The organism is Mesorhizobium sp. M7A.F.Ca.ET.027.03.2.1 (assembly GCF_003999175.1).
Taxonomy (GTDB): domain Bacteria; phylum Pseudomonadota; class Alphaproteobacteria; order Rhizobiales; family Rhizobiaceae; genus Mesorhizobium.
This window is the reverse complement of record NZ_RZOM01001962.1, coordinates 1-400: the sequence shown is the minus strand read 5'-3', so window position 1 is coordinate 400 and position 400 is coordinate 1. Positions and strand designations below refer to the sequence as shown.

Annotated in this window: 1 protein-coding gene; it reads right to left on the bottom strand. The window is 56.8% G+C overall.

Annotated elements, in window-relative coordinates:
* On the bottom strand, positions 1-400 hold a 400-nt coding region (locus tag EN750_RS38985; RefSeq protein ID WP_127399543.1), incomplete at both ends, for an ATP-binding cassette domain-containing protein.

The following is a 400-nucleotide window of genomic DNA, read 5'->3' as shown; positions in this document are numbered from 1 at the left end:
GCCATACCTGGTCGCTTCGTCCTCGGAAACGAGCGTCCTCCCCCGGCCAAGCTTTGCCAGCAGGCCGAGATAGATGTTCCATGAGATGGATTTTGTTTCGAAGAAGCCTTCGAATTTTCTGTCTTCGGTAATATATGCGATGCCGTCTCTCACCGCCGGAGCGGGCACGAGGTAGCTCTTTTTCTTTTCGTTGAAGACGACCTCTCCGCCGTGGAACATGTCGCGCTTGATGACACCGGCGACGACCTTGAACGTCTCGGTTCGCCCGGAGCCGACCAGTCCGAACATTCCCGTGATCTGGCCTGCAAAGACCGACAGCGAATTGTTCTTCACCATCGAAGCCATGCGAAGGTTCTGAACCGACAGAACACGCCGGCCGGCAGGCCGCACGAAGCTTTTC